General features: G+C 40.3%; 2 protein-coding genes. Both read left to right on the forward strand.

The features are described 5' to 3' along the window. Positions 1-819 (forward strand): dihydropteroate synthase (folP, locus tag HMPREF2813_RS06810; protein ID WP_070647025.1); only part of this gene is annotated, 819 nt, incomplete at its 5' end. Between the two features lie 37 nt (positions 820-856). Continuing rightward, positions 857-1,691 (forward strand): phosphoglucosamine mutase (glmM, locus tag HMPREF2813_RS06815; protein ID WP_083304315.1); only part of this gene is annotated, 835 nt, incomplete at its 3' end.

The raw sequence follows: 1,691 nt of genomic DNA on the forward strand, positions 1-1,691 counted from the left end.
TACGCAAATAATAAATGTCTTGATTTAAGCGTGCCTCAAATTATGGGGATTCTTAATTTTACGCCTGATTCTTTTTCTGATGGCGGACAGTTTTTTAGTCTAGATAAAGCACTTTTTCAAGTGGAAAAAATGCTAGAAGAGGGGGCGACAATTATTGATATTGGCGGAGAATCCACTCGTCAGAATGCAGATGAAGTTTCGGAACAAGAGGAATTGTATCGTGTTGTACCCGTGGTGGAGGCGGTGCGAAGCCGTTTTGATTGTTGGATTTCTGTTGATTCCTCAAAAGCAGTTGTGATGCGTGAAGCCGCAAGTGTTGGAATGGATTTGATTAATGATATTCGTGCTTTGCAAGAGCCAAATGCGTTAGAAACGGCGGTAAAACTGGCTTTACCTGTTTGTATTATGCATATGCAAGGTCAACCTAGAACGATGCAGGTAAATCCTCATTATGAAAATGTCGTACAAGATGTATTAGCTTTTTTACAGAAACGCACTAATGAATGCCTTTCTGCCGGTGTTAAAAAAGAAAATTTAATTTGGGACATGGGATTTGGTTTTGGTAAGTCTGTACAGCATAATTATCAATTATTACAAAATCTGAATGAATTTTGTCATAGCGGATATCCAGTGTTAGCGGGATTATCTCGTAAATCAATGATTGGCGCTGTGCTTGATAAACCCGTCGATCAGCGAGTGATAGGTAGTGTGGCAGGTGCGCTTATTGCAGCGCAAAAAGGTGCAAAAATTTTACGCGTACATGATGTTGCTGCAACATCAGATATGCTCAAAGTTTGGCAGGCAACAGAAAATGCCTGATGATTTTATAACGATAAAAAATTAAAGGAATTGTGTTATGGCAAATCGTAAATATTTTGGAACAGATGGTGTTCGTGGAAAAGTAGGTAGTTATCCAATTACACCAGATTTCGCATTAAAATTAGGATGGGCTGCGGGAAAAGTATTGGCTTCTCAAGGTTCTAAAATGGTTTTAATCGGTAAAGATACTCGCATTTCTGGATATATGTTGGAATCAGCCCTTGAAGCAGGTTTAGCCGCTGCGGGGTTATCTGCTGCATTTACTGGCCCTATGCCGACACCTGCTATTGCTTATTTAACCAGAACTTTCCGCGCTGAAGCGGGTATTGTGATCTCGGCCTCTCATAATCCTTATTATGATAATGGGATTAAATTCTTTTCAGCAAAAGGCACTAAATTACCTGATGAAATTGAAGAAGCCATTGAAGCGATGTTAGAACAACCGATGGATTGTGTGGAATCTGCCGAATTAGGTAAAGCCAGCCGTATTAATGATGCAGCAGGACGCTACATTGAGTTTTGTAAAGGTACATTCCCCGCTCATTTAGGCTTGGAAGGTTATAAGATCGTGGTCGATTGTGCAAATGGTGCAACTTACCATATTGCGCCTAACGTGTTTAGAGAGCTAGGTGCGGAAGTCATTGAAATTGGTACGGATCCAAATGGTTTGAATATTAATGAAAAATGTGGTGCAACTGATGTAACTGCATTGCAAGCTAAAGTTGTTGAAACGAAAGCTGATGTTGGCTTAGCTTATGATGGCGATGGTGACCGCATTATGATGGTCGATCATTTAGGAAATAAAGTCGATGGCGACCAAATTCTCTTTATTATTGCACGTGAAGCATTGCGCTCAGGTCAATTAAAAGGCG

It is taken from the genome of Haemophilus sp. HMSC066A11 (genome assembly GCF_001811665.1).
In the GTDB taxonomy this organism is placed as follows: Bacteria; Pseudomonadota; Gammaproteobacteria; order Enterobacterales; family Pasteurellaceae; genus Haemophilus; species Haemophilus influenzae.